Origin of the sequence: Streptomyces sp. NPDC102360 (assembly GCF_044766085.1) — a bacterium.
GTDB lineage: Bacteria > Actinomycetota > Actinomycetes > Streptomycetales > Streptomycetaceae > Streptomyces.
The window spans coordinates 81746-102026 of record NZ_JBIWLG010000010.1 but is presented as its reverse complement, the minus strand read 5'-3'; the positions used below and the strand labels follow the sequence as shown (position 1 = coordinate 102026).

The 20281-nt window shown below is 70.4% G+C and carries 20 protein-coding genes and 1 pseudogene; 14 read left to right on the top strand and 7 right to left on the bottom strand.

The features are described 5' to 3' along the window. The first annotated feature begins 18 nt into the window (after window positions 1-18). From ACIRHA_RS31875 to ACIRHA_RS31820, 12 genes are all read left to right on the top strand, one after another. Window positions 19-1287: an acyl-CoA dehydrogenase family protein gene (locus ACIRHA_RS31875; RefSeq protein WP_403853076.1), complete on the top strand. Its 1269-nt coding sequence runs from the start codon at window positions 19-21 to the stop codon at window positions 1285-1287. Then, window positions 1284-2060, top strand: a complete 777-nt coding sequence (locus ACIRHA_RS31870; protein WP_403853074.1) for an SDR family oxidoreductase — start codon at window positions 1284-1286, stop codon at window positions 2058-2060. Before ACIRHA_RS31875 ends, ACIRHA_RS31870 begins: the two co-directional genes overlap by 4 nt. Beyond that, window positions 2057-2821, top strand: a complete 765-nt coding sequence (locus ACIRHA_RS31865; RefSeq protein WP_403853072.1) for an SDR family NAD(P)-dependent oxidoreductase — start codon at window positions 2057-2059, stop codon at window positions 2819-2821. Before ACIRHA_RS31870 ends, ACIRHA_RS31865 begins: the two co-directional genes overlap by 4 nt. After that, a complete protein-coding gene (locus tag ACIRHA_RS31860; RefSeq protein ID WP_403853070.1) occupies window positions 2818-3621 on the top strand; it encodes an enoyl-CoA hydratase-related protein in 804 nt (267 codons plus the stop codon). The genes ACIRHA_RS31865 and ACIRHA_RS31860 overlap by 4 nt, the downstream gene beginning before the upstream one ends. Window positions 3622-3652: 31 nt before the next feature. Beyond that, a complete protein-coding gene (locus tag ACIRHA_RS31855; RefSeq protein WP_403853068.1) occupies window positions 3653-4801 on the top strand; it encodes an acetyl-CoA C-acetyltransferase in 1149 nt (382 codons plus the stop codon). Between the two features lie 79 nt (window positions 4802-4880). After that, window positions 4881-5501 carry a TetR/AcrR family transcriptional regulator gene (locus ACIRHA_RS31850; protein WP_403853066.1) on the top strand — a complete coding sequence of 207 codons (621 nt, stop codon included), beginning with the start codon at window positions 4881-4883 and terminating at the stop codon, window positions 5499-5501. A gap of 184 nt (window positions 5502-5685) precedes the next feature. Beyond that, a complete protein-coding gene (locus tag ACIRHA_RS31845; RefSeq protein ID WP_403853064.1) occupies window positions 5686-6876 on the top strand; it encodes an ABC transporter substrate-binding protein in 1191 nt (396 codons plus the stop codon). 52 nt (window positions 6877-6928) lie between these two features. Further along, window positions 6929-7288 carry a nuclear transport factor 2 family protein gene (locus ACIRHA_RS31840; RefSeq protein WP_403853062.1) on the top strand — a complete coding sequence of 120 codons (360 nt, stop codon included), beginning with the start codon at window positions 6929-6931 and terminating at the stop codon, window positions 7286-7288. Between the two features lie 42 nt (window positions 7289-7330). Further along, window positions 7331-7720 (top strand): hypothetical protein, encoded by a 390-nt coding sequence (locus tag ACIRHA_RS31835; protein WP_403853060.1) that lies wholly within the window; start codon window positions 7331-7333, stop codon window positions 7718-7720. Window positions 7721-7759: 39 nt separating this feature from the next. Next, window positions 7760-8080, top strand: a complete 321-nt coding sequence (locus tag ACIRHA_RS31830) for an EthD family reductase (protein ID WP_403853058.1) — start codon at window positions 7760-7762, stop codon at window positions 8078-8080. Between the two features lie 70 nt (window positions 8081-8150). Next, window positions 8151-9671 (top strand): class I adenylate-forming enzyme family protein, encoded by a 1521-nt coding sequence (locus tag ACIRHA_RS31825; RefSeq protein ID WP_403853056.1) that lies wholly within the window; start codon window positions 8151-8153, stop codon window positions 9669-9671. Window positions 9672-9771: 100 nt separating this feature from the next. Beyond that, entirely contained in the window at window positions 9772-10812 is a 1041-nt protein-coding gene (locus ACIRHA_RS31820) for an MBL fold metallo-hydrolase (protein WP_403853054.1), read from the top strand. Window positions 10813-10913: 101 nt separating this feature from the next. On the opposite strand, the gene ACIRHA_RS31815 is transcribed toward ACIRHA_RS31820, so the two are convergent. From ACIRHA_RS31815 to ACIRHA_RS31805, 3 genes are read right to left on the bottom strand one after another with little or no spacing between them, the layout of a single operon-like run. Then, the gene (locus ACIRHA_RS31815) at window positions 10914-11672 is read right to left on the bottom strand and encodes an SDR family NAD(P)-dependent oxidoreductase (RefSeq protein ID WP_403853052.1); all 759 of its coding nucleotides are present in this window, start codon (window positions 11670-11672) and stop codon (window positions 10914-10916) included. 29 nt (window positions 11673-11701) lie between these two features. Beyond that, window positions 11702-12751 carry a phosphotransferase family protein gene (locus ACIRHA_RS31810; protein ID WP_403853050.1) on the bottom strand — a complete coding sequence of 350 codons (1050 nt, stop codon included), beginning with the start codon at window positions 12749-12751 and terminating at the stop codon, window positions 11702-11704. Then, entirely contained in the window at window positions 12748-13950 is a 1203-nt protein-coding gene (locus tag ACIRHA_RS31805) for an acyl-CoA dehydrogenase family protein (RefSeq protein WP_403853048.1), read from the bottom strand. The genes ACIRHA_RS31810 and ACIRHA_RS31805 overlap by 4 nt, the downstream gene beginning before the upstream one ends. A gap of 166 nt (window positions 13951-14116) precedes the next feature. On the opposite strand from ACIRHA_RS31805, the gene ACIRHA_RS31800 reads away from it, so the two are divergent. Then, window positions 14117-14824, top strand: a complete 708-nt coding sequence (locus ACIRHA_RS31800) for a TetR/AcrR family transcriptional regulator (protein WP_403853046.1) — start codon at window positions 14117-14119, stop codon at window positions 14822-14824. Between the two features lie 104 nt (window positions 14825-14928). Here the strand turns inward: ACIRHA_RS31800 and ACIRHA_RS31795 are convergent, their stop codons facing one another. Continuing rightward, a complete protein-coding gene (locus ACIRHA_RS31795; protein ID WP_403853044.1) occupies window positions 14929-15237 on the bottom strand; it encodes a hypothetical protein in 309 nt (102 codons plus the stop codon). Window positions 15238-15349: 112 nt separating this feature from the next. Continuing rightward, complete coding sequence (locus ACIRHA_RS31790) at window positions 15350-18139, bottom strand: hypothetical protein (RefSeq protein ID WP_403853042.1); 2790 nt, start codon at window positions 18137-18139, stop codon at window positions 15350-15352. 61 nt (window positions 18140-18200) lie between these two features. Here ACIRHA_RS31790 and ACIRHA_RS31785 point away from each other — a divergent pair. Then, window positions 18201-18455 (top strand): annotated as a pseudogene (locus ACIRHA_RS31785) (class I SAM-dependent methyltransferase); the annotation flags it as partial. A 64-nt stretch (window positions 18456-18519) separates the two neighbouring features. Here ACIRHA_RS31785 and ACIRHA_RS31780 read toward each other — a convergent pair. Together ACIRHA_RS31780 and ACIRHA_RS31775 are read right to left on the bottom strand one after the other, a co-directional pair. Further along, window positions 18520-19317 carry a hypothetical protein gene (locus tag ACIRHA_RS31780; protein WP_403853040.1) on the bottom strand — a complete coding sequence of 266 codons (798 nt, stop codon included), beginning with the start codon at window positions 19315-19317 and terminating at the stop codon, window positions 18520-18522. Between the two features lie 178 nt (window positions 19318-19495). After that, on the bottom strand, window positions 19496-20212 hold the full coding sequence (locus tag ACIRHA_RS31775; protein WP_403853038.1) for a heparin lyase I family protein: 717 nt from the start codon (window positions 20210-20212) through the stop codon (window positions 19496-19498). Window positions 20213-20281 lie beyond the last annotated feature (69 nt).

The window sequence follows — 20281 nt, the reverse complement described above, 5'->3', positions numbered from 1 at the left end:
CCCACCACAGGAGCCATCGTGGATTTCGGATACTCGCCGCGCGCGAGTGAACTCCAGGACCGCATGCGGTCGTTCATGGAGCAGCACGTCCTCCCCGCGGAAGCGGTGTACGACCGCCAGCTCGCCGAGGCGGACGACCCGCACGCGCTGCCGCCGGTGATGAGCGAGCTGAAGGAGAAGGCCCGCGCCGAGGGGCTGTGGAACCTCTTCATGGCACACGGCGACTGGGGCGCGGGGCTCACCAACCTCGAGTACGCGCCGCTCATGGAGCTGGCCGGGCGCTCCATCATGGGCCCCGAGGTGTTCAACTGTTCGGCGCCCGACACCGGCAACATGGAGCTGCTCGCCCTGTATGGCACGCCGGAGCAGCAACAGCAGTGGCTGCGGCCCCTGTTGGAGGCAGAGATCCGCTCCTGCTTCGCGATGACCGAGCCCGAGGTCGCCAGCTCCGACGCCCGCAACATCCGCACCCGTATCACCCGCGACGGAGACGAGTACGTCGTCAACGGCCGCAAGTGGTACACCTCCGGGATCCTCGACCCCGACTGCAAGCTCATCATCCTGATGGGCAAGACCGACCCGGACGCGCCCACCTACCGTCAGCAGAGCATGCTGCTCATCCCGCGGGACACCCCGGGCGTCACCGTCCTGCGCGACCTGCCGATGTTCGGCTACACCGACCGGCTCGGCCACGGCGACGTGCTCTTCGAGGACGTCCGGGTGCCGGTGCGGAACATCCTCGGGGGAGAGGGCGAGGGCTTCGCGCTCGCGCAGGGACGGCTCGGCCCCGGACGTATGCACTACGCGATGCGCGCCGTCGGATTCGCCGAGCGCGCCCTGCAGTTGATGTGCGAACGCGTCAGCGCACGCGAGGCCTTCGGCGGGCCGCTGGCCGACCGGGGCGTGGTGCGCGAATGGATCGCCCGCAGTCGCATCGAGATCGAGCAGCTGCGCCTCCTGGTCCTCAAGTCGGCCTGGCTGATGGACACCGTCGGCAACGCCGCCGCCCGGATGGAGGTCGCGGCCATCAAGGTGGCCGCCCTGGAGGTCGCCCACAAGGTGGTCGACCGCGCGGTGCAGGCCCATGGCGCGGCCGGGGTGAGCGACGACACCGTACTGGCCCGGCTGTACTCCATCACGCGGGCCCTGAAGATCGCCGACGGCCCCGACGAGGTACATCTGCGCACCGTGGCACGCCAGGAACTCGCCCCGTACAAGAAGCGCTCCGAGGCGCGGTCCCCGAAGCACGCACAGACGGAATCCCAGACGAAGGCAGGTGCGGCGTGAGCGCCCACACTCTCGACGGCCAGGTGGCCGTCATCACCGGCGGATCCCGCGGCATCGGCCTCGGCATCGCCACCGCCTACCGCGCGGCCGGCGCCCACGTGGTGATCGCCGCCCGCAAGGAGCCCGGACTCGCCGCCGCCCGCGAGGAGTTGCTGCGCGTCAAGGGCGACGGCGACATCCACACGGTGGTCGCCAACGCCGGCGAGCCCGACCAGGCGGAGGCCTGTGTCGAGGAGACCATGAACCGCTTCGGCCGCCTCGACATCCTCGTCAACAACGCGGCGACCAACCCCTACAACGGCGACCTCATCGATCTGGACCTGCCGCGCGCGGAGAAGACCGTCCGCGTCAACCAGTACGGCATGCTCGCCTGGACCCGCTACGCCTGGCGGGCCTGGATGGCCGAGCACGGGGGAGCGGTCGTGAACATCGCCTCCGTCGGCGGACTGATCGTCGACCCGCACATCGGCTACTACAACGCCACCAAGGCCGCCATGCTGCACATGACCCGGCAACTGGCCTACGAACTCGGGCCGCGGGCCCGGGTGAACGCCATCGCCCCCGGGCTGATCAAGACGGAGCTGGCCCGCGCGGTGTGGGAGGTCCGCGAGCCGCTCCTGACGGCCAAGCTGCCGATGCGGCGCCTCGGCACCGTCGAGGACGTGGCGAACGCCGCCCTGTTCCTCGCCTCCGACGCCTCGTCGTGGATGACCGGCCAGACCCTGGTGCTGGACGGCGGCGCGACCGCACTGCCGATCGGGGTGGAGGAGTGAGCGCGCTTGACCTCTTCTCCCTGGAAGGCCGCACCGCGATCGTCACCGGCGCCTCCGCGGGACTCGGCGCCCGCTTCGCCACCGTCCTCGCCCAGGCGGGTGCCACCGTGTTCGCCGCCGCCCGCCGCGTCGACCGGCTGAAGGAACTCGCCGATTCCGACGCCCGCATCCACCCCGTGGCCTGCGACGTCTCGCTGGCCTCCGACCGTACGGAACTGGTGGACACGGCGCTCGCCGCCACCGGCCGCGTCGATGTCCTGGTCAACAACGCGGCCACATCCGGCGAGACGCGCGCCGAGAACGAGTCACCGGACGCCTTCGCCGACGTGCTGGGTGTCAACCTCACCGCGCCCTTCCACCTGGCCCGGCTGATCACGGAGGCGCCGGGCGGCGACATGAACGGGAAGAGCATCATCAACGTCTCCTCCATCCTCGGCCTGGTGTCCGCCGCACCCCTCGGCGGCGCCGCCTACGCGGCGTCCAAAGCCGGACTGATCGGCCTGACACGGGAGTTGGCCGGACAGTGGGGCCGCTCAGGTACCCGCGTCAACGCGCTCGCCCCGGGCTGGTTCCGCACCGAGATGACCGCGGACCTCTTCGGCGACGAGCGCTCCAGCCGCTGGGTCGACCGCAACACCATGCTTGGACGCGGCGGCGAGGCCCAGGAACTCGACGGCGCGCTGCTCTTCCTCGCCTCGGACGCCTCCACGTACTGCACCGGGCAGGTCCTGACCGTCGACGGCGGATGGACCGCGCGATGACCGTCACCATCGAGATCGACGAAGGCGGCCTGGCCCGGGTCACCCTGCGCCGGGGCGAGGCGGGCAACGCGATCGGCCTGGAGGCCGCGCGCGGACTCCTCGCCGCGGCACGCGCCTGCGAGCACGCCCCGGTGCGGGCCGTTCTGCTCACCGCCGAAGGCAGGTCCTTCTGTGTCGGCGGTGACCTCAGGGAGTTCTCCCAGCTCTCCGGGGAGGTACTGCGGAAGCACCTCACCGCGGTCACGGACGCACTGCACGAGGCACTGCGCATCTTCGCCGCGCTCGACGCGCCCATGGTCGCCGCCGTCCAGGGAGCCGTCGCGGGCGCGGGTATCGGCCTTGCCGCGGCGGCCGATGTCACCCTCGCCGCCGACAGCGCCACGTTCACCGCGGCGTACACCGGGATCGGTTACTCGCCGGACGCCGGAGTGAGCTGGGTCCTGCCGCGGCTGCTCGGCCCCAAGCGGGCCCTGGACCTGCTGCTGACGAACCGTAGGACACCGGCCGCCGAGGCCGCCGCGCTCGGCCTGGTGAGCCGCGTCGTCCCCGCAGCACACCTGCCCGAGGAAGCGGCGCACACGGCGGAGACGCTGCGCCGCGGCGCCACCGCCGCCTTCGGTGCCACGCGCCGGCTCGTCGCCGACGCACTGACCTCGCCCCTCGGCCCGCACCTGGACCGCGAGGCCCGCGCGCTCGCCGCCGCGGCCGCCTCCGAGGAGGGCCGTGAGGGCGTCGCCGCCTTCCTCGGCAAACGCGCGCCCGACTTCACGCGCGCGGCGCCGGGCACCTCCGGCGTCTGATCCCGTCCCCCTGAACCTCGTGGAGCCCACCATGTCGGAAGCATTCATCGTCGGCGCCGTCCGTACCCCGGTCGGCCGCCGAAAGGGCACGCTCGCCGGCGTGCACCCCGCCGACCTCGGCGCACACGTGCTCCGCGCCCTGCTGGACCGCAGTGGCGTCGACCCGGCGGCCGTGGACGACGTGTACTTCGGGTGCGTCAGCCAGGTCGGCGCCCAGACCGGGAACATCGCCCGGACCGCCTGGCTGTCGGCGGGGCTGCCGCAGCACGTGCCCGGCACCACCATCGACCGGCAGTGCGGATCCTCGCAGCAGGCCGTCCACTTCGCCGCGCAGGCCGTCGGCTCGGGCGCCGCCGACCTGGTGGTCGCGGGCGGCGTGGAGGTGATGAGCCTGGTGCCCATCGCCAGTCCCATGCTCGTCGGCGAACGGGCCGGTCTCGGCAGTCCGTTCGCGGGTGAGGGCTGGCGCGAGCACTTCGGGGAGCAGGAGGTGTCGCAGTTCCGCGGGGCCGAGCTGATCGCCGAGAAGTGGGGCATCACCCGGGAGGACATGGAGCGGTTCGCGCTCGGCAGCCACCAGCGGGCGCTCGCCTCCCGGGCGGCAGGCGACTTCGACGACGAGATCGTCCCGGCGTTCGGGCTGAGCGCCGACGAGGGGCCGCGCGCCGACAGCACCCTGGAGAAGATGGCGGGCCTGAAGCCCCTCACCGAGGACGGCCGGCTGACCGCCGCCGTGTCCAGCCAGATCTCGGACGGCGCCGCCGCTCTGCTGATCGCCTCCGAGGAGGCCGTACGCCGCCACGGGCTGACCCCGCTGGCCCGGGTGCACAGCACGGCCGTGGTCGGATCCGACCCGATCCACATGCTGACGGGCCCGATCCCCGCCACCGAGAAGGTCCTCGACCGGGCCGGACTGACGATCGACGACATCGACCTGGTGGAGATCAACGAGGCCTTCGCCTCCGTCGTCCTGGCCTGGCAGAAGGAGATCGGTGCTCCCCAGGAACGGGTCAACGCCTTCGGCGGGGCGATCGCCCTCGGGCATCCGCTCGGTGCCACGGGCGCCCGGCTCATGACCACGCTGGTTCATCAGTTGCGCAGGACCGGCGGCCGTTATGGTCTGCAGACGATGTGCGAGGGCGGCGGCATGGCGAACGCGACCGTACTCGAGCGGGGCTGAGCCATCCGGCTGGAAACTGAGTTCAGCTTGGGTTTACTCTCGGGTACGGACACGGCGAGTGACGGCCAGGAGAGAAGTAATGACAAGGATCGTTGAACCGGAGGCGGGGCCCAGGTCCAAGCGGGCCGCCATCCTCACGGCCGCTGTGGACTGTTTCGGGGAGGCCGGCTTCGAGGCCACCAAGTGGTCCACCGTGGCGGAGCGGGTCGGGATCGGTCAGACCGCCCTGTACCACTACTTCGAGTCGAAGACGCACTGCCTGCTCACGATCATGCGGCTCGAACTGGAGCGTTCGCACGACCGGTTCGTCGAGGCGACCAAGGGTGTCGAGGAGCCCGTCGAGGCGCTGCGGGCCGTGGTCCGCGCGGCCTACGATGTCTCCCCGCACGAGGTTCTGCAGATGCGCATCCTGCAGAACCACATGGACCTGCTCTCGGGTTCCCGCGGCTCCAAGCGCGAGGAGGCCGAGCGGGTGGCGGCCAGGCAGCTGGTCCAGGTCGTCGAGCGGGACTGGACGAACCTGTTGGTGAAGGGCATGTCCCAGGGCTCGTTCCCGCTGCGCGACGCGCAGCTCCTCGGTTCGAGCGTGCTGGGCCTGATCGTCAGTGTGTGGCGGTGGTACCGGCCCTCGGGCGCGACGCCGCTGTCGGAGATCAGCGAGCTGATCGAGGGCGCCTGCGTGCGCATGGTGGCTTCCTGACCCTGTAAGTACCGGCAAGTACGGGCGCGGCCCCCGACGGACATCCGTCGGGGGTCGAGCTGTTTTCTCCAGCCTTTTCGTGGCCGCGGGGATCGGCACGTGACGGGCCATTGCCAGCGGGGTTTCCCCGGGATTAACATCCAAACTGAATTGAACTTAACTCAGGTTGATCTGAGGAGGGGTCTTGCGACGACGCACGACTCGCGCGCTCATCGCCGCGCTGGCCGCGACGCTCGCCCTGATGGCGAACGCCTGCGGCACGGGAAGCCCCTCTGCGGGCAACGACAAGGTCATCAAGATCGGGGCGTGGTTCCCGCTCACCGGCCCGCTGGCCTCCTTCGGGATCCCCGAAAGGGCGGGCGCCGACGCGTACTTCAAGTCGGTCAACGCGCAGGGCGGGATCAACGGCCGCAAGATCGACTGGGTCGTCAAGGACAACGCCAACGACCCGGAGCAGACCGTCCAGATCGCCCGCCGGCTCGTGGACCAGGAGGGGGTCGTGGCCATCGTCGCCACCAACGGCACCTCCCAGACCCAGGCCACGTTCCCCTTCGTGCTCGATCAGTCGAAGGTGCCGGTCCTCAACCCGCTCGGCGGCGACGCGTCCTGGTACGAGCCGGCCCGCCCCGGTCTTTTCGGACTGCAAACGCTGTACGAGGACCAGGCGGCGGCGCTCGGGCAGTGGGTGGTACGCGACGGAGCCAAGAAGGTCGTCGTCGTGCACAGCGACCCGGCCGCCTTCGTGAACGTGGGCAAGGAGATCGAGCCGGCCGCACGCAAGACCGATCCGTCGGTCCAGGTGAAACGGCTGACCGTCAAGTACCAGACCACCGACTACAGCCCGGTGATCAGCAAGGTCAAGGCGCAGAAGCCGGACGCCGTCGTGCTGATCCTCACCGCTGCCGAGACCGCGTCCTACCTCAAGGAGGCGCGGATGCAGCGGCTCGACGCCCCGGCGTACGGCTACGCGCCCGTGGCGGCCCAGGCCACGCTGTCCCTGGCGGGCAGGACGGCCGAGGGGCTCAAGGCGCTGCAACTGGTCAAGTCGCCGCACGACGACGATCCGGCCATCAAGGAGTTCCGTGCGGGGATGGCCAAATACGAGCGGGGACACCCGGCCGACTTCATCACCCTGTGGGGCTGGGAGGCCGCGAAGGCCTTCGTCGAGATCGCCAAGACGATCGACGGGCCGGTCACCAGCGAGTCCCTGACCCGGGCCTACGAGAACGCACGCCATGTCGACACCGGCGTCGGTCCCGTCCTCGACTTCGGACCCGGCCGAAACCTCGGCACCCGCGACGTACAGAAGGTCGTCGTCAGGAACGGCCGCTGGGAGTCGCAGGGAGACTTCTTCACGCCACCGACCCGCGACTGACACCCCTGACATCGCGCGGCCACCAAAAACGAAGAGAACGAGAGGATCACCCATGGCCGACGTACTGCCCGCATACATGGCCCGCATGGACAGCGACGCCCCCGACCGGGCGCTCGACCTCCTCGAACCGGACTTCCGGTTCCTCATCGCCCTGCCGGGCCGCGAGGCGACGGGACGGTCCAAGGCGGACTTCGCCGACTACATCGCGGGCCGCAACGCCGTTGAGCGGGAGCACAAGATCCTCCGGCACAGCTCCGACGGAGATCTGGAGACCGTGTACGGAGTGGTGACCGAGTCCGGGAAGGCCGTCGGGTCCTTCCTGTCGGCTGCCGTGGTCACACCCGCCGGGCGGATGTCCCGCTACCAGTCGTACTTCACCACGACGTACGACCTCATCGACCTGCCGGACTAGCCGCGTACGCGACGGTCGGCACCGAGCCGAAAGGAAGCCGACATGACGGAGACGACGACCGCAGCCGCGGCCCCCGCCCCCTTCCTCACCGCCTGGTTCGAGATCCTCGACAGTGACACGCCGAACCGGATACTCGACCTGATCAGCGACGACTTCTCGCTCTCCATCCTGTTCTCCACCGGCGACGGCAACGCGGCCGACTTCGCCGGGGACCGAGCCGCTCTCGTCGGCTACCTGGAACAGCGCGAGCGCGGTACGCGCACCCACCATCTGCTGTCCGCGACCACGCTCGGCCAGGACGAGCTCTTCCTCGGCGAGGTGCGCCGCGCCGGTGAGCCCGAGGCGAGTTTCGTCGCCGCCGGACGCGTGGACGAGAAGAACCGGTTGCAGCGGCTGCTGATCGGCCGCTCGTCCGAGATCCGGTTCGCCTGAACCCGAGTCACCCCAACCGACCGCACTGGAAAGGCAGTCATGTACAACCTCGTCCTGCTGGCAGCCCGGCCACCGGAGTGGACACACGAGCGTTTCATCGACTGGTGGCGCGGCGACCACGCCAAACTCACCTACCGGCTCCCCGGGTTGCGCTCCTGGCGGCACACCGAGATCGACCAGGCGCTGGAGCCGCGCTCGGAGGGCTGGGACGGAATGTCCGTGCTCGGCTTCGACTCCCCGGAGGAGCTGAAGAAGGCCTTGGCCAGCCAGGAGTGGGCCGATGCGATCGCGCAGGTGGGGGACATGAAGGGCCGCCGTATCGCGGTGATGGGTCATGAGGCAGAGATGTTCGCCGGCTGACACCTCGCGGCACCACAGCACACGCCAGACGGTCATTGCGGATTTCGGTACAGCGTAGCGAGGAAGCGGGATGCGACAGGTAGTGCGGGAGTTCCAACACAGGGCCGAGCAGGCGGATTTCGTCGCCGTCATCGACGACACCGGCCCCCATACGGCGCGCGAGCTGCTCGCCGAGGCGGCCCGGCTGGCCGAGGTGATGTTCCCCGGCGGCGCCGACGGCACAGGCGGCACAGGCGGCACAGTCGCGCTCCAGGCCGACAACTCGTGGCGCACCGTCGCCGGCAGCCTCGCCGTGGGTCTGGCTGGAGGCATGCTCGCGGTGGTCAACCGGCACACCACGCGCGAGGAGTTCGCCGCCGCGTACGAGGACATCCGGCCGGACGCGGTGGTCGCCGAACCCTCGGCGATGGAGGAGTGGGGGGTGTCGGGCCTCGTGCCCGAGGGGCGTGCTGGCACGGCCCTCGACGGCTGGGCCTGCCGGACCGCGCCCGGGGCGTACGACGTGTCGCGCTGGTCGGGCGGCGTGCTGATCGGGCTGACGTCCGGCTCGACGGGGCGGCCCAAGGGAGTCGTCCAGTCCGAGGCTGCCCTGCGTTACGCCGGCACGAGCACCATCGAGATCAACGGCCTGAAGCGCGGGGACGCGGTGGCCGCGATCGTGCCGCTGTCGTCGACGGCCGCGTACTGCTTCGGCGTCTACCTCTCCCTCCTGCTCACCGGCCCGCTCGTGCTGACGGCCAAGTGGGACCGGGCGGCGGCGCTGCGGCGGATGGCCGACCACGAGGTCCGCTGGACCATGTGTGTGCCGACGATGGCGCTCCAGATGGGCACCGAGGCGGCCGGCTCCGGTGTCCTCGGGGGAGTGCGGGCGATCACGGTGGGCGGCGGACCGATGGACCGCGGCGCCCTCGCCCGTGCCGAACGGTCCCTGGGAACGAAGATCCTGCGCGTCTTCGGCATGTCCGAGTGTCTCGGCCACACCTCGCCGCGCCCCGACGACCCGGAGGAGGTCCGGCTCGGCAGGGACGGCCGCCCCTTTCCCGGCACGGACCTGCGCGCGCTGACCCCCGAGGGCGCCGAGGCGGCACCCGGGGTGTCCGGCCGGGCGCAGGTCCGCGGCCCTTCCCTCTTCCTCGGCTACGCCCGCGAGGGCAGGGTCGAGCCGCCGGAGCTGACGGGCGAGGGCTACTTCCCCACCGGCGACCTGCTGATGAGGCACGAGGACGGCACCGTCACCGTCATGGGCCGCGAGAAGGACATCATCATCCGCGGCGGCCGCAACATCGACATCACCGAGATCGAGCGGGCGGTGGCCGGCTATCCGCGCGTGGCCAGGGCCTGCGTCGCCGCCGTACCCGACGAGGTGCTCGGCGAACGGATCGCCCTGCTCGTCGTCACCGAGGACGGTGGCACCGTCGACCTGGCGGAGATCACCGCGCACCTGGAACACGTAGGCCTGTCGAAGAACAAGTGGCCCGAATTCGTGTACGGCATCGAGGAGTTGCCCCAGACCAAGGTCGGCAAGCTCGACCGGTCCGGGGCCGGTGAACTCGCCCGCACACTACGCAAGCGCACGCCCGACCCGGCCTGACCGGCGGGCTCGCCGAGGGCCGCGCCGCCATGCCGACGGCGGCGCGGCCCGCACCACGAAGGACAACCGACCACGGCGCGACAGCCGGCGAGGGAGAGACATGACAGCGCGGTTCGACCAGGGCCCTTGGGCCGCAGCCGGAGTCCAGACCGTGCAGCCCGGAGTGCACCGCGTTCCGCTGCCGCTGCCCAACGACGGCCTGCACGCCGTCAACGTCTATCTGCTGGAGAACCTCGCGGACGACGACGGCATCGTCATGATCGACGGTGGCTGGGCGATCCCCGAGGCCCGCAAGGCCCTCGAGGAGGCCCTGGCCGCCATCGGCCGCGACCTCGGCGACATCCGGCACATCCTCGTCACCCACATCCACCGCGACCACTACACCAACGCGGTGGAACTGCGCCGACTGCTGGGCTCACGCGTGTACTTGGGCGCGGGGGAGCGGCCGGGCCTGGAAATGCTCGACCGGCTGGGCAGCGACGAACCGACGGGCTCGTTGGAGACGCTGCGCCGGGCGGGCGCCGGTGAACTGGCCGACCACGTCCAGGCGTTGGACCACGGCGGCTACGACCCGCGCGTATGGGAGGCCCCGGACCGCTGGCTCGGCGCGGAGACGCTGCGCTTCGGCGAGCGCGAGCTGCGCGTCGTACCGACTCCCGGACACACCAAGGGACATGTGGTCTTCCTCGACGAACAGCGCGGACTCCTGTTCTCCGGGGACCACGTCCTGCCGCACATCACCCCGTCCATCGGCTTCGAACTCACCGAACCCGGCGGGCGCCCCCTCGCCGACTACCTGGACTCGCTGCGGCTCATGACACGGTTCGCCGACACACGTCTGCTGCCCGCCCACGGACCGGTCGTCGAAAGCTCCCACACCCGGGTCGCCGAACTCCTCACCCACCACGACGACCGGCTCGCCAAGAGCCTGACAGCCCTGGGGGAGGCCACCCTCGACGCCCATGCGGTGGCGCGCGCCCTGGGCTGGACGCGCCGCGAGGTGCCCTTCGGCGACCTCAGCGCCTTCAACCAGATGCTCGCGGTCAACGAGACGGCGGCCCACCTGGATGTCCTGGTGCTGCGGGGCCAGATCGCGGTGGAGATGGTGGGCGGGGTGAACCAGTACACGCGGGTGAGGTGAATCAGTGCACGTGGGTGAGTTGGTCAGGTATACGCGGGTGTACTGAACGGTTCAGGTAACAACCCCCGGGGGCGCGGCAGTTGCCGCGCCCCCGGCGCATGTCAGCGGGCCGTCCAGCCACCGTCGACGTACAACTCGGAACCGGTCATGAAGCTGGAGTCCGACGAGGCGAGGAACGCGACCGTCCCCGCGACCTCCTCGGGACGTCCGAGCCGCGCCATCGGGGTGCCCTCGACCATCGCGGTGTGCCGGGGTGTGCCGCGCCACAGTTCGCGCGAGAGATGTGTCTCGATGAAGCCGGGGTGAAGGGAGTTGACACGGACGCCGCGGGTGGCCCAGTGCAGCGCGGCGTTCTTGGTCATCAACCGGACCGCGCCCTTGGCGGCGTGGTACGAGAACTGGCTGCCGAAGCCGCCGACCGTGCCGAAGATCGAGGCGATGTTGACGATCGAGCCGCCGCCGGAGCGCTCGATCGCGGGCCCGCCGTGCTTCATGCCGAGCCACACACCGCCCTGCGTGACCGCGATGACCTTGTCCCAGGACTCCTGGGTCTCCGTCTCCACCGTCCGCATCTCGGCGATGCCCGCGTTGTTGACGAGCACGGACAGGCCGCCCAGCTCGCCCACCACCCGCTCGATCGCGACCCGCCACACGTCCTCGTCGCTCACGTCGAGGGCGAGGCCCAGCGCTCGCGCCCCGCCGGCGGTGAGCTCCTTCGCGAGGGCGGTGCAGCGGTCGGCGTCGACGTCGGTGACCACCACGGTGGCACCCTCGGCGGCGAGCCGCCGTGAGACGGCGTCGCCGATGCCTCCGGTCGCGCCGGTGACCAGGGCGATCATTCCGGACAGTCGGTCTTGCACGGTCTCTCCTTCGGCCGGTGGTACGGGGGTCACGGCAGCAGCTCCATGCCTGAGCGCAGCAGCGCGGGGACCGCGGAGCCGACGTGCTCGAATCCGGTGCCGACGGTGCGGCCCGCGAGATAGCGGGAGTGGATGCCCTCCGCGATCACTGCGAGCTTGAAGCAGGCCAGGGCCTGGTAGAAGGACAGTTGGCCGATGTCGCGGCCGGAGCGCGCGGCGTACCGCTCGGCCAGCTCGCGGCCAACCGGGAAGGCGAGGTGGGCAGTTGGGACGTGGCGCGCGCCGAGCACCGGTTCGCAGGCCGGGTCCCAGTACATGAGCAGCATGCCGAGATCGGCGAGGGGATCGCCGAGCGTGGCCATCTCCCAGTCGACGATCGCGGCGATCCGCCCGAAGTCGCCTGGAGCCAGGATGGTGTTGTCCAGTCGGTAGTCGCCGTGCACGATCGACGGCGCGCCGCTCGCGGGCACGGCGGCGGCGAGCCTGCCGTGCAGGGCGTCGAGGTCGGGCAGCGCCCGCGTGGCGACCTTGTCCCACTGGCCGCGCCAGCGCCGCACCTGCCGTTCCAGGTATCCCTCGGGCCGCCCGAAGTCTCCGAGTCCGACGGCCGCGGGGTCCACCCCGTGCAGGGCCACCAGGGCGTCGACGAGCGCGTCGGCGGCGCCCCGCACGTCCGTGGCCGACAGCGACACCACCTCGTCACCGTCGCGCAGCACCGCCCCTTCGACGAAGTCCACGACGCAGAACGGCGCCCCGATGACATCCGGCTCCCGGCACGACAGAACGGCCCCGGCGACCGGCACCCCGGTGCCGCCCAGCGCGGCGACGACTCGGTACTCGCGGTCCATGTCGTGCGCGGTCGGCGTCAGCACCCCCAGCGGTGGCCGGCGCAGCACCCACCGGTGCGTTCCGTCGCTGACGCGGTACGTGAGGTTGGAGCGCCCGCCGTGCAGCAGCTCGATGTCGAGCGGGCCCGCGCACTCGGGGACATGGCGCTCGAAGTACCGCCGCAGCGAGGGCACATCGATGCCCACGACGGTCGCCTCGGAGGTGGTCGCAGCCGACTCAGGGATGGTCACAGCGCGGCCCGCCGCTCCCGTGCGGCCCGGACGGCACGCTTGGCGATGGCCCAACGATGCGTCTCGGACGGGCCGTCGTAGATGCGGAACGGCCGCACCTCCCGGTACAGCCGCGACAGCGGGGCGTCCCCGGAGATGCCGAGCGCGCCGCACACCTGCACGGACCGGTCCACGACCCGGTTCACGGCCTCGGAGACGTACGTCTTGGCGATCGAGGTGTGCTGGGCGGCCGAACGACCCTGGTCCAGTTCCCAGCAGGCCCGCCACAGCACCGCCCTGCTGGTCTCGATGTCGATCTCGGAGTCGGCCAACAGGCCCTGGACCATGCCCAGTTCGGCCAGCGGCTTGCCGAAGGCCGAACGGTCCGCCGCACGCTCCAGGGCGATGTCCTGCGCCCGGCGCGCCACCCCGAGCCAGCGCATGCAGTGGGTCATGCGCGCGGGTCCGAGGCGTACCTGCGCATACGTGAAGCCCTCGTCGACCGCGCCGAGCACGGCGTCGTCACCCACCTCGCAGCCCTCGAAGACGACCTCGCTGTGCCCGCCGAACAGCCCCTGGTCCAGTGTGTCGATGTTCCTGACGACCTTCATGCCCGGGTTGTCGGCCCCGACGAGGAACATGGTCGCGCCGCCCGCGTCCCCCGCCTCGCCGCGGGTGCGGGCCATGACGATGGCGAAGGCCGCCCCGTCCGCGCCGCTGATGAACCACTTGTGGCCGTCGATCCGCCAGCCGCCGTCGATCCGCGTGGCGGTCGTGGCGAGCGCCCGCGGATCGGAACCGGCACCCGGTGCGGGCTCGGTCATCGCGAAGCACGAACGCACCTCACCCGAGGCCAGCGGCCGCAGGAACCGCTCCTTCTGCTCCTCGGTGGCGACCACTTCGAGCAGATGGGTATTGCCCTCGTCGGGCGCCGCGCAGTTGAGCGCGAGCGGCCCGAGCAGTGAGTACCCGGCCGCTTCGAACACCACCGCCTGCCCGCACTGATCGAGACCGAGCCCGCCCCACTCGGCACCGATGTGCGGAGCGAACACTCCCGCCGCGCGTGCCGCTTCCTGTAGCCGCCGACGCAGTGGCTCCGGCCCGTCGTGGACGTTGCCGTCGCACGCGCGCTCCTCGGGGATCACCACGTCCCGTACGAACTCCGTGGTGCGCCGCGCGATGTCGGCCACCCTCTCGTCGATCTCGAATCCGATGGACACCCTCACACCTCTCATGGCTAATGACCATTAGCCATGAGAGGTGTGAGGGTGGTGGCCTGTCAAGGGTGTGTGGCGTACGCGCTTGCCGTACGAGGTAGATTGCTTGGACCGAGCGGATGTCGGTCGGCTAACAATGGGTAGGTCACGAGTAGGTAGGGAGTCCTGCGTGACGGCAGCGCACGAGGGTCGCGAAAGCCATGGCGGCCAGGACAGTGGTCGGGACAGTCGCTACGAGCGCCCCCACCGTCCCGCGCGGCCCGAGGAGCAGTCTCCGGCGGACCGCCGCTCGGGGATCCGCCTGGCCGCCCTGCGGCTGTTCGCGGCGCAGGGCTACCGGTCCACGACCATGACCGACATCGGCGCTGCCGTCGGCATCCGCGGCCCGAGCCTCTACAAACACGTGACGTCGAAACACGAACTGCTGGCCGAGGTCATGATCGGCACGATGGAGCAGCTCATCGCGGACAACATCGCGGCCGTCAGCGGCACGGACGACGTACGTGAACAGCTCCGCCGCTCGGTGGAGGCGCACATCCGCTACCACGCCCGCCACCGCCTCGAGGCCTTCGTGGGCAACCGTGAGATCGACAGCCTGGAACCGGCGGCCCAGGAGCGCGTCCTCGGCTGCCGCAGCGACTACGAGCGGCGTTACCGTGAACTCATCGAGCGGGGCGTGGCCGAGGGCGTCTTCGACGTCCAGTCCGCCAGGATCGCCTCGTACTCGATCCTGGACATGGGCATCGGTGTGGCCAGCTGGTTCCACGAGGGAGGCGAGTTCTCCGTCGACCAACTCGCCTACCAGTACGGCGACATCGCACTCCGCATCGTGAACGCGCGGGCGGGCCGGGCCTTGCGGAATCGGGTGGCCAAGTAGCGAAGACTCAGGGTGAATTCGCCCCCGCCCGGCGAGGGTGCTGCCAGGCGGGGGCTCGTTCACCTTCGGGGCCGTCCGTGTGCCTGCCCCGAAGTGGTCAGGCTTCAGCCGCCGATCGGGCCGGGGTTGTTGTCGTCGGCGTCCTGGCACTGCTGGATCCGGTTCTGGATCGCCCGTGCCTTCGCGCGCTCCTTCGCGGCCGACTTGTGGTAGCCGAGAGCGTCGAGTTTGCTGGCCTTGGACTTATGGCTGGCGACCTGCTGGCGCATCTTGGAGATGTTGCAGGTGATCGGGCCGGCTGCCGACACGCTGCCCTGGTCGGCAGCGGGGGCGGCCTGTGCGGGGACGGCCGAGAACAGGACGCCGCCCGCGATGGCGGCGGACACGGCGAGTGTGGTGAAACGTCGAGGCAAAGCTGTTCCTCTCCAAGTGACAGGTCATGGAGACCTGTTGGGGGGTGGCTGATAGCAGTCGGTCACTGTATATGAAGAGATCGACATTTCCTGGTATCAATCGCCGGGCGGCTCAGCGGCGCCCGCCGCCACCAGTGGTTCCGCCGTCCCCGCCCCCGGGGCGCACACACCCGGAGCAGTCGCCGGTCGCATGCCGCAGGTACCGATGCTGGTTCGCCAGGTCGACGACCCTGGTCGTCGAGGGCTCCTCGGTGGGGAGGCCCACGCCGAACCGCTGGTAGAAGCCGAGCAGATCGCCGTCGGCGCGCTCCACCGCGTCGCGGGCCCGGTCGTACGCCACCGAAGTCAGGCGGCGGAGGTCGATGCGCACGAGCCGCTCGCCGTCGGGTGGAGGGGGCGGTGCGGGCCGGCCGATGCGCTCGCCCCACCGGTAGAAGATCCGCTTCATCGGGCCGTCCTCCACCAGCCCGCCGAGGTACTCCTTGAGGATCTGCACGGCCTCGTTGTCGCCCAGGTCGGGGATGTCGAAGGTGCGGGTGAGGGCCAGGGACGCGAGTTCGGCGAAGCGGTCGGTGCGTTGCTCGCGCCGCTCGGTGCGCTGCTGGCTCTCGTCGAGACGGGCGAGCTCTTCGTCGAGGCCGTCGGTCTCCGGTGGTGTGTCCGGTGGCGGTGCGGCCGGGTCGTCGACGTCGAGTGCGGCGGCCTGGTAGCGGCCGACCTGACGCGCGAGTTGCCGGGCCGCCGGGCTCACGCCCTCCCCGGGTGGCGAGGGCGCCGCCCGGTACACGGCCAGCACCACGGACCGCAGGCGCTCCGCCGAGCGGGGATGCGCCGTCACCTGCTGGTGGATCTCGCGGTACGCGGCCGCGGCACCGGCCGCGTCCTGGCGGCGCTGTGTCTCCAGTGCGTACCTCTTGGCCACCGGCCGCTTCCACGCCCCCTCGGAGACCGGGGCCGCCACGACGGCGAACAGCAGCGCGGCCATCAGGCCGAGACTGAGCCCGCTGAGGACGCGCCGCCCGAAGTTGACCGCGGCGCCCAGCGGCAGCCGGTTCCCGCGGAAGCGGGCCGGGCGCAACCGCTCCTGCAAGCGCGCGACGCGCTCCGGCCACCGCAACACCGCGTAACTGCCGCAAGCCAGCACGGTGTACGCCACGAGCCAGTACGTCCAGGGCACTTCGGTCAGCCCTTGGAGCGACGTCAACACGCCCCGCACGGCGGTGATTTGTGCCGGAGTGAAGGAGAGGACGTTTCCCAGCCACACCACGAACACGGCCAAGACCAGGCCGAGTTGCAGGGACACCACGACGTCGGCCGCCGCCTGCACGGACGGCCGTGGCGAGTCCTTCAACCGGCGCCAGCCGCGCCGGCAGAGCCAGATCGCGATCGGGAAGAACAGTCCGGCGGCCGGCGCCACGGTCAGGATGTCGCCGGAGACCAGCTGCTGGACGGCGAGGAACATGAGTGCCACGCCGGGAAGATCCGGGAGGTGCCTCACGAGGGTGCGGTCCGACCGGTGGCACCACCTGATCGCGAGCACCAGCGCCCAACCGCCGAAGAAGACCAGCGCGAGCAGCGGGACCAGCCGGGACGGGAACGACCAGAACAGGATGAACAGCAGCGCGACCGGCGCGACCAGGGCGACGAGCGCGAGGACGAGGGCGGCGACGTAGCGGCGGTGCCGGAACCAGCGGATCAGCGGTTCGACGATGAACTCGCCGACCGTGCGCGGCAGGATCGCGGCGAACGCCGCGATCCCCAGCCCGAAGACGGCCCCGAAGAGCCCGCCGAAGGCCGCCGCGAGGATGGTCAGCAGGACGGGGCCGACCCCGTCCAGCCCTTGTCGGGCACCGAGCCGCCAGGCGGCCCAGGCGGCCGTACCGAAGGTGACGTACAGGCTCAACCGTGCTGTCGTGTCGCTGAGTTCCCCGGCGTCCCCGGCCCCTTCGGTGTCCTCGCCGGTCGGTGCCGTTGCCGGTGCCGGTGCTGGTGCTGGTGCTGGTGTCGGTGTTGGTGTCGCCGTCGGTGTGGGCCGTGGTCCGGTGCTCGGGGCGGGTGCGTTCGGTGGCCGGTTGGTGCGCTCGCGGTGGGCGATGGCGAGGAGGACCTCGATGTGGGGGATCTGGTACTGCGGTATCGCGTAGTGGGTCGGGAAGTCGGGGCCGCGTGAGGACACCTCCAGGCTGCCCCCGTCCGTGACGCCGATCGAGACGACGTCCTGCCAGGACGTGACATCGTCCCGCCCGCGCCTGCGCCGCACACTGAGCCCGTCCCGGCTCACCACGAGTACCCCGAAGGTGACTTCGGCGCCGTCCCGTACCGCTGCGACGGTCGGCGGCAGGATCGCGTCCCGGATGGCCCGCTGGATCGCCGGGCCCCACTCGTTCTCGTCCGGGAGCTGGAGGCCCTTGATCAAGGTGCGGGTGCGCAGGCCCCGGATGCGGGTCGCGTTCAGGAGGGGGCCGAGGCCTGCCGCTCCGAGCGTGATGACCGTTCCTTCGGGGTTGGCGAGCTTGTAGCGTCGCCTGCCGTCCGTGAAGAGCATCGTCGACGACCAGGGATAGACGGCATCCCGCCCGTTGGATGCGACGGCCATCACCCCGTGCTCGTACAGCCGCAGTTCTACGTGGGCGTGCCGCCAGTGCCACAGTCCTCTGACGGCTGCCGGTCCCAACAGTGCCAGCACACCCAACACTTGGGGCACGGTCGCATCGTCCCGGCCGAAGAACGCGCCGACGAGAATCGCCAGGAGGAAGACCAGGGCGGACAGGGGGACGAGTCGCAGCAGAAGGAGCCCATACGCCAAGGGTCCTCGGCGTGGCGGGCGGTAGGTGCGGCGATGGCGTCCCAGCACAGGGTGCTCCGTCTCCGCCTCGGCCTCGGCGCTCCTGTGCTCATCCATCCCGGTGAGTGTTCCGTACAACAGGCCGTCTGTGTAACCCAGTTGGTGCACATGCTCAGCCGTTACCGGCAAGCGCGTCCTCGAACTCGGCTGCGGCGCCGGCCAGTGGTCCAGGGCGCTCTCCGCCGAGGGCGCCGCCGAACAACTCCCCTTCGCCGACGACAGCTTCGACCTGGTGTTCTGCGACTTCGGCGGGCTCAGTCTCATTGATCCGCGGCCCGAACCCCCGAACACTCAACGGCTACAATGAAACCGACCCACCCGACTGGGCACACCGCTGGCCGGCGGAACTGCTCTCTGGGTGACCCACAAGCCGCAAGTTCCGCCGCGCCGAGACGTCACGGTGTCCCTCGCCGGTCCACCGTGGCGTGCGAGGTGGCTCAGTTGTGCTCCTCGTCGATGGTGACGGCGGCGCCGTTGTCGATCTTGACGACGACTCGGACGCCGCCCTTCTTCGCCGCGGCCTCGAGCTCGCCCTCGGTGCAGCGCTTGTTGTCACCGTTCTCGCCGCAGATCCAGCCGTTGCCGTTGATGGTCGTGGCGGTGGCGCTGTAGAAGGACGTGGTGTTTCCGTCGCTGTCGAGCAGGGTGTACTTGCCCGGGGCCAGGTAGCCGAGTTCGCCGGAGCGGAGGCCGCTCGGCTTGTCGGTGTCCGAGTCACCACCGCCACCACTGCCGGCGTGGTCCTCGACGATGCTGACGGCCGTGCCGTTCTTTATCTTCACGGTCGCCGAGACACCCTTCTTGGACGCGGCCTCGAGCTGCTCCTCGGTGCACTTGGTGGCGGCCTGGCCCTCGGCGTCGCCGCAGATGTCACCGGCGCCCTGGATATCGGTGTCGGTCGAGGTGAAGAACGCCTGCTCGGTGTCCTTCAGGTCGGAGACGGTGTACTTGCCGGGAGCCAGGTAGGAGACGTTGCCGAACCAGGTTCCGCTCACGCCCTTGCCCTGCGACGTGCCCCCCGAGCCGCTGCCGGCCTGCGACTCCGTACCCTCCGTGGAACTCGAACCGGTGTCTCCGCCCTTGTCCTTCGCGTCCGACGCCGAGGTCGACGACGACCCGGAACCGCTCGACGCGTCACTCTCGTCCGCGCCTCCCTGGCAGGCCGTGAGCAGAGTGGTCGTGGCCATCAGGGCGGCGGCGGTGAGGACGGCCTTGCGGCGGTGGTTGCGAAACATGATGTGATCCCCCGTTGGTGTGTGATGTGCGGCCGGGCTGTTTGCCCTTGGCCGATCTTGAGCCTGCCTGATCGGATGTGTTCGGGGGAAGCGCAGTTACGAGGTGATGACGATCTGGGTGTGCCCCTGAGACACCGAAACACACCCGTCCGTCGGCCGATTGGGGTCCCGCTCGGGGTCAGTCCACGTCCCCGTAAGAGGAGCCGACCTTGAGGGAGTCCACCGTATTGACGATCTTGGTGGTGGTGTTGTCGCGGTCGTACGCTCCCCACTTCGGCTCGTTGGCGGAGTCCCAAGTGCGGCCGGTCATGCGGGTGGAGCCGTCGGAGAAGGTCTGTCGGGTGCCGTTGTAGTAGAGCTCGACCCAGCCCGACGACTCGGACGTCGAGGTGTGGATGCCGAGGGCCACCCGGTTCCACGCGCCAGCGCTCACCGGCGTGGACCACACGGTCTTCCAGCCGGCCCCCGGACCCACGTAGATCAGCTTGAGCTGTCCGCTGCCGACCGTCATCAACACCGGATAGTTCTGGGATGAGTTGGGATACGACTTCCACTGCCACGGCACGAAGTCGGAGCCACTGCCCGGGACCACGGAGAACTTCTGCTCCCAGCCGAGCCAGTACGTCTTGTCGTTCGCGAAGGCGTACCGGGAGCCGTCCGGCGATATGCCGCGGGACTCGCAGCGGTACGTACCCACCGACTTGGAGTACTGGAAGACGGCGCCGTGGCCGCTCTGCTCCGGGGTGGTCAGGCTTCCGGGGGCGTCGCACTCGACGCTGCCGAACACACCGGTGCCGCTCGCCGCGTCGCCGTCCCACAAGACCGCGGCCTGGGCGGAGTTCGTGTTCAAGAGCAGCAGGCCGGCGGCAGCGGTGGCAGCGCTTGCCGCGACCATGGCTGTGCGTATCCTTCCGCGCTTACGGGCGTGCACGTACATGAGACCTCCTGGGGCAAGAGTTCATTT

Excerpts from the sequence above, each read along its gene's own strand:
- ACIRHA_RS31860 (WP_403853070.1), top strand. The coding sequence starts at position 2,818 with ATGACCGTCACCATCGAGATCGACGAAGGCGGCCTGGCCCGGGTCACC.
- ACIRHA_RS31855 (WP_403853068.1), top strand. The coding sequence starts at position 3,653 with ATGTCGGAAGCATTCATCGTCGGCGCCGTCCGTACCCCGGTCGGCCGC.
- ACIRHA_RS31850 (WP_403853066.1), top strand. The coding sequence starts at position 4,881 with ATGACAAGGATCGTTGAACCGGAGGCGGGGCCCAGGTCCAAGCGGGCC.
- ACIRHA_RS31840 (WP_403853062.1), top strand. The coding sequence starts at position 6,929 with ATGGCCGACGTACTGCCCGCATACATGGCCCGCATGGACAGCGACGCC.
- ACIRHA_RS31835 (WP_403853060.1), top strand. The coding sequence starts at position 7,331 with ATGACGGAGACGACGACCGCAGCCGCGGCCCCCGCCCCCTTCCTCACC.
- ACIRHA_RS31830 (WP_403853058.1), top strand. The coding sequence starts at position 7,760 with ATGTACAACCTCGTCCTGCTGGCAGCCCGGCCACCGGAGTGGACACAC.
- ACIRHA_RS31825 (WP_403853056.1), top strand. The coding sequence starts at position 8,151 with ATGCGACAGGTAGTGCGGGAGTTCCAACACAGGGCCGAGCAGGCGGAT.
- ACIRHA_RS31820 (WP_403853054.1), top strand. The coding sequence starts at position 9,772 with ATGACAGCGCGGTTCGACCAGGGCCCTTGGGCCGCAGCCGGAGTCCAG.
- ACIRHA_RS31790 (WP_403853042.1), bottom strand. The coding sequence starts at position 18,139 with ATGGATGAGCACAGGAGCGCCGAGGCCGAGGCGGAGACGGAGCACCCT.
- ACIRHA_RS31780 (WP_403853040.1), bottom strand. The coding sequence starts at position 19,317 with ATGTTTCGCAACCACCGCCGCAAGGCCGTCCTCACCGCCGCCGCCCTG.
- ACIRHA_RS31775 (WP_403853038.1), bottom strand. The coding sequence starts at position 20,212 with ATGGTCGCGGCAAGCGCTGCCACCGCTGCCGCCGGCCTGCTGCTCTTG.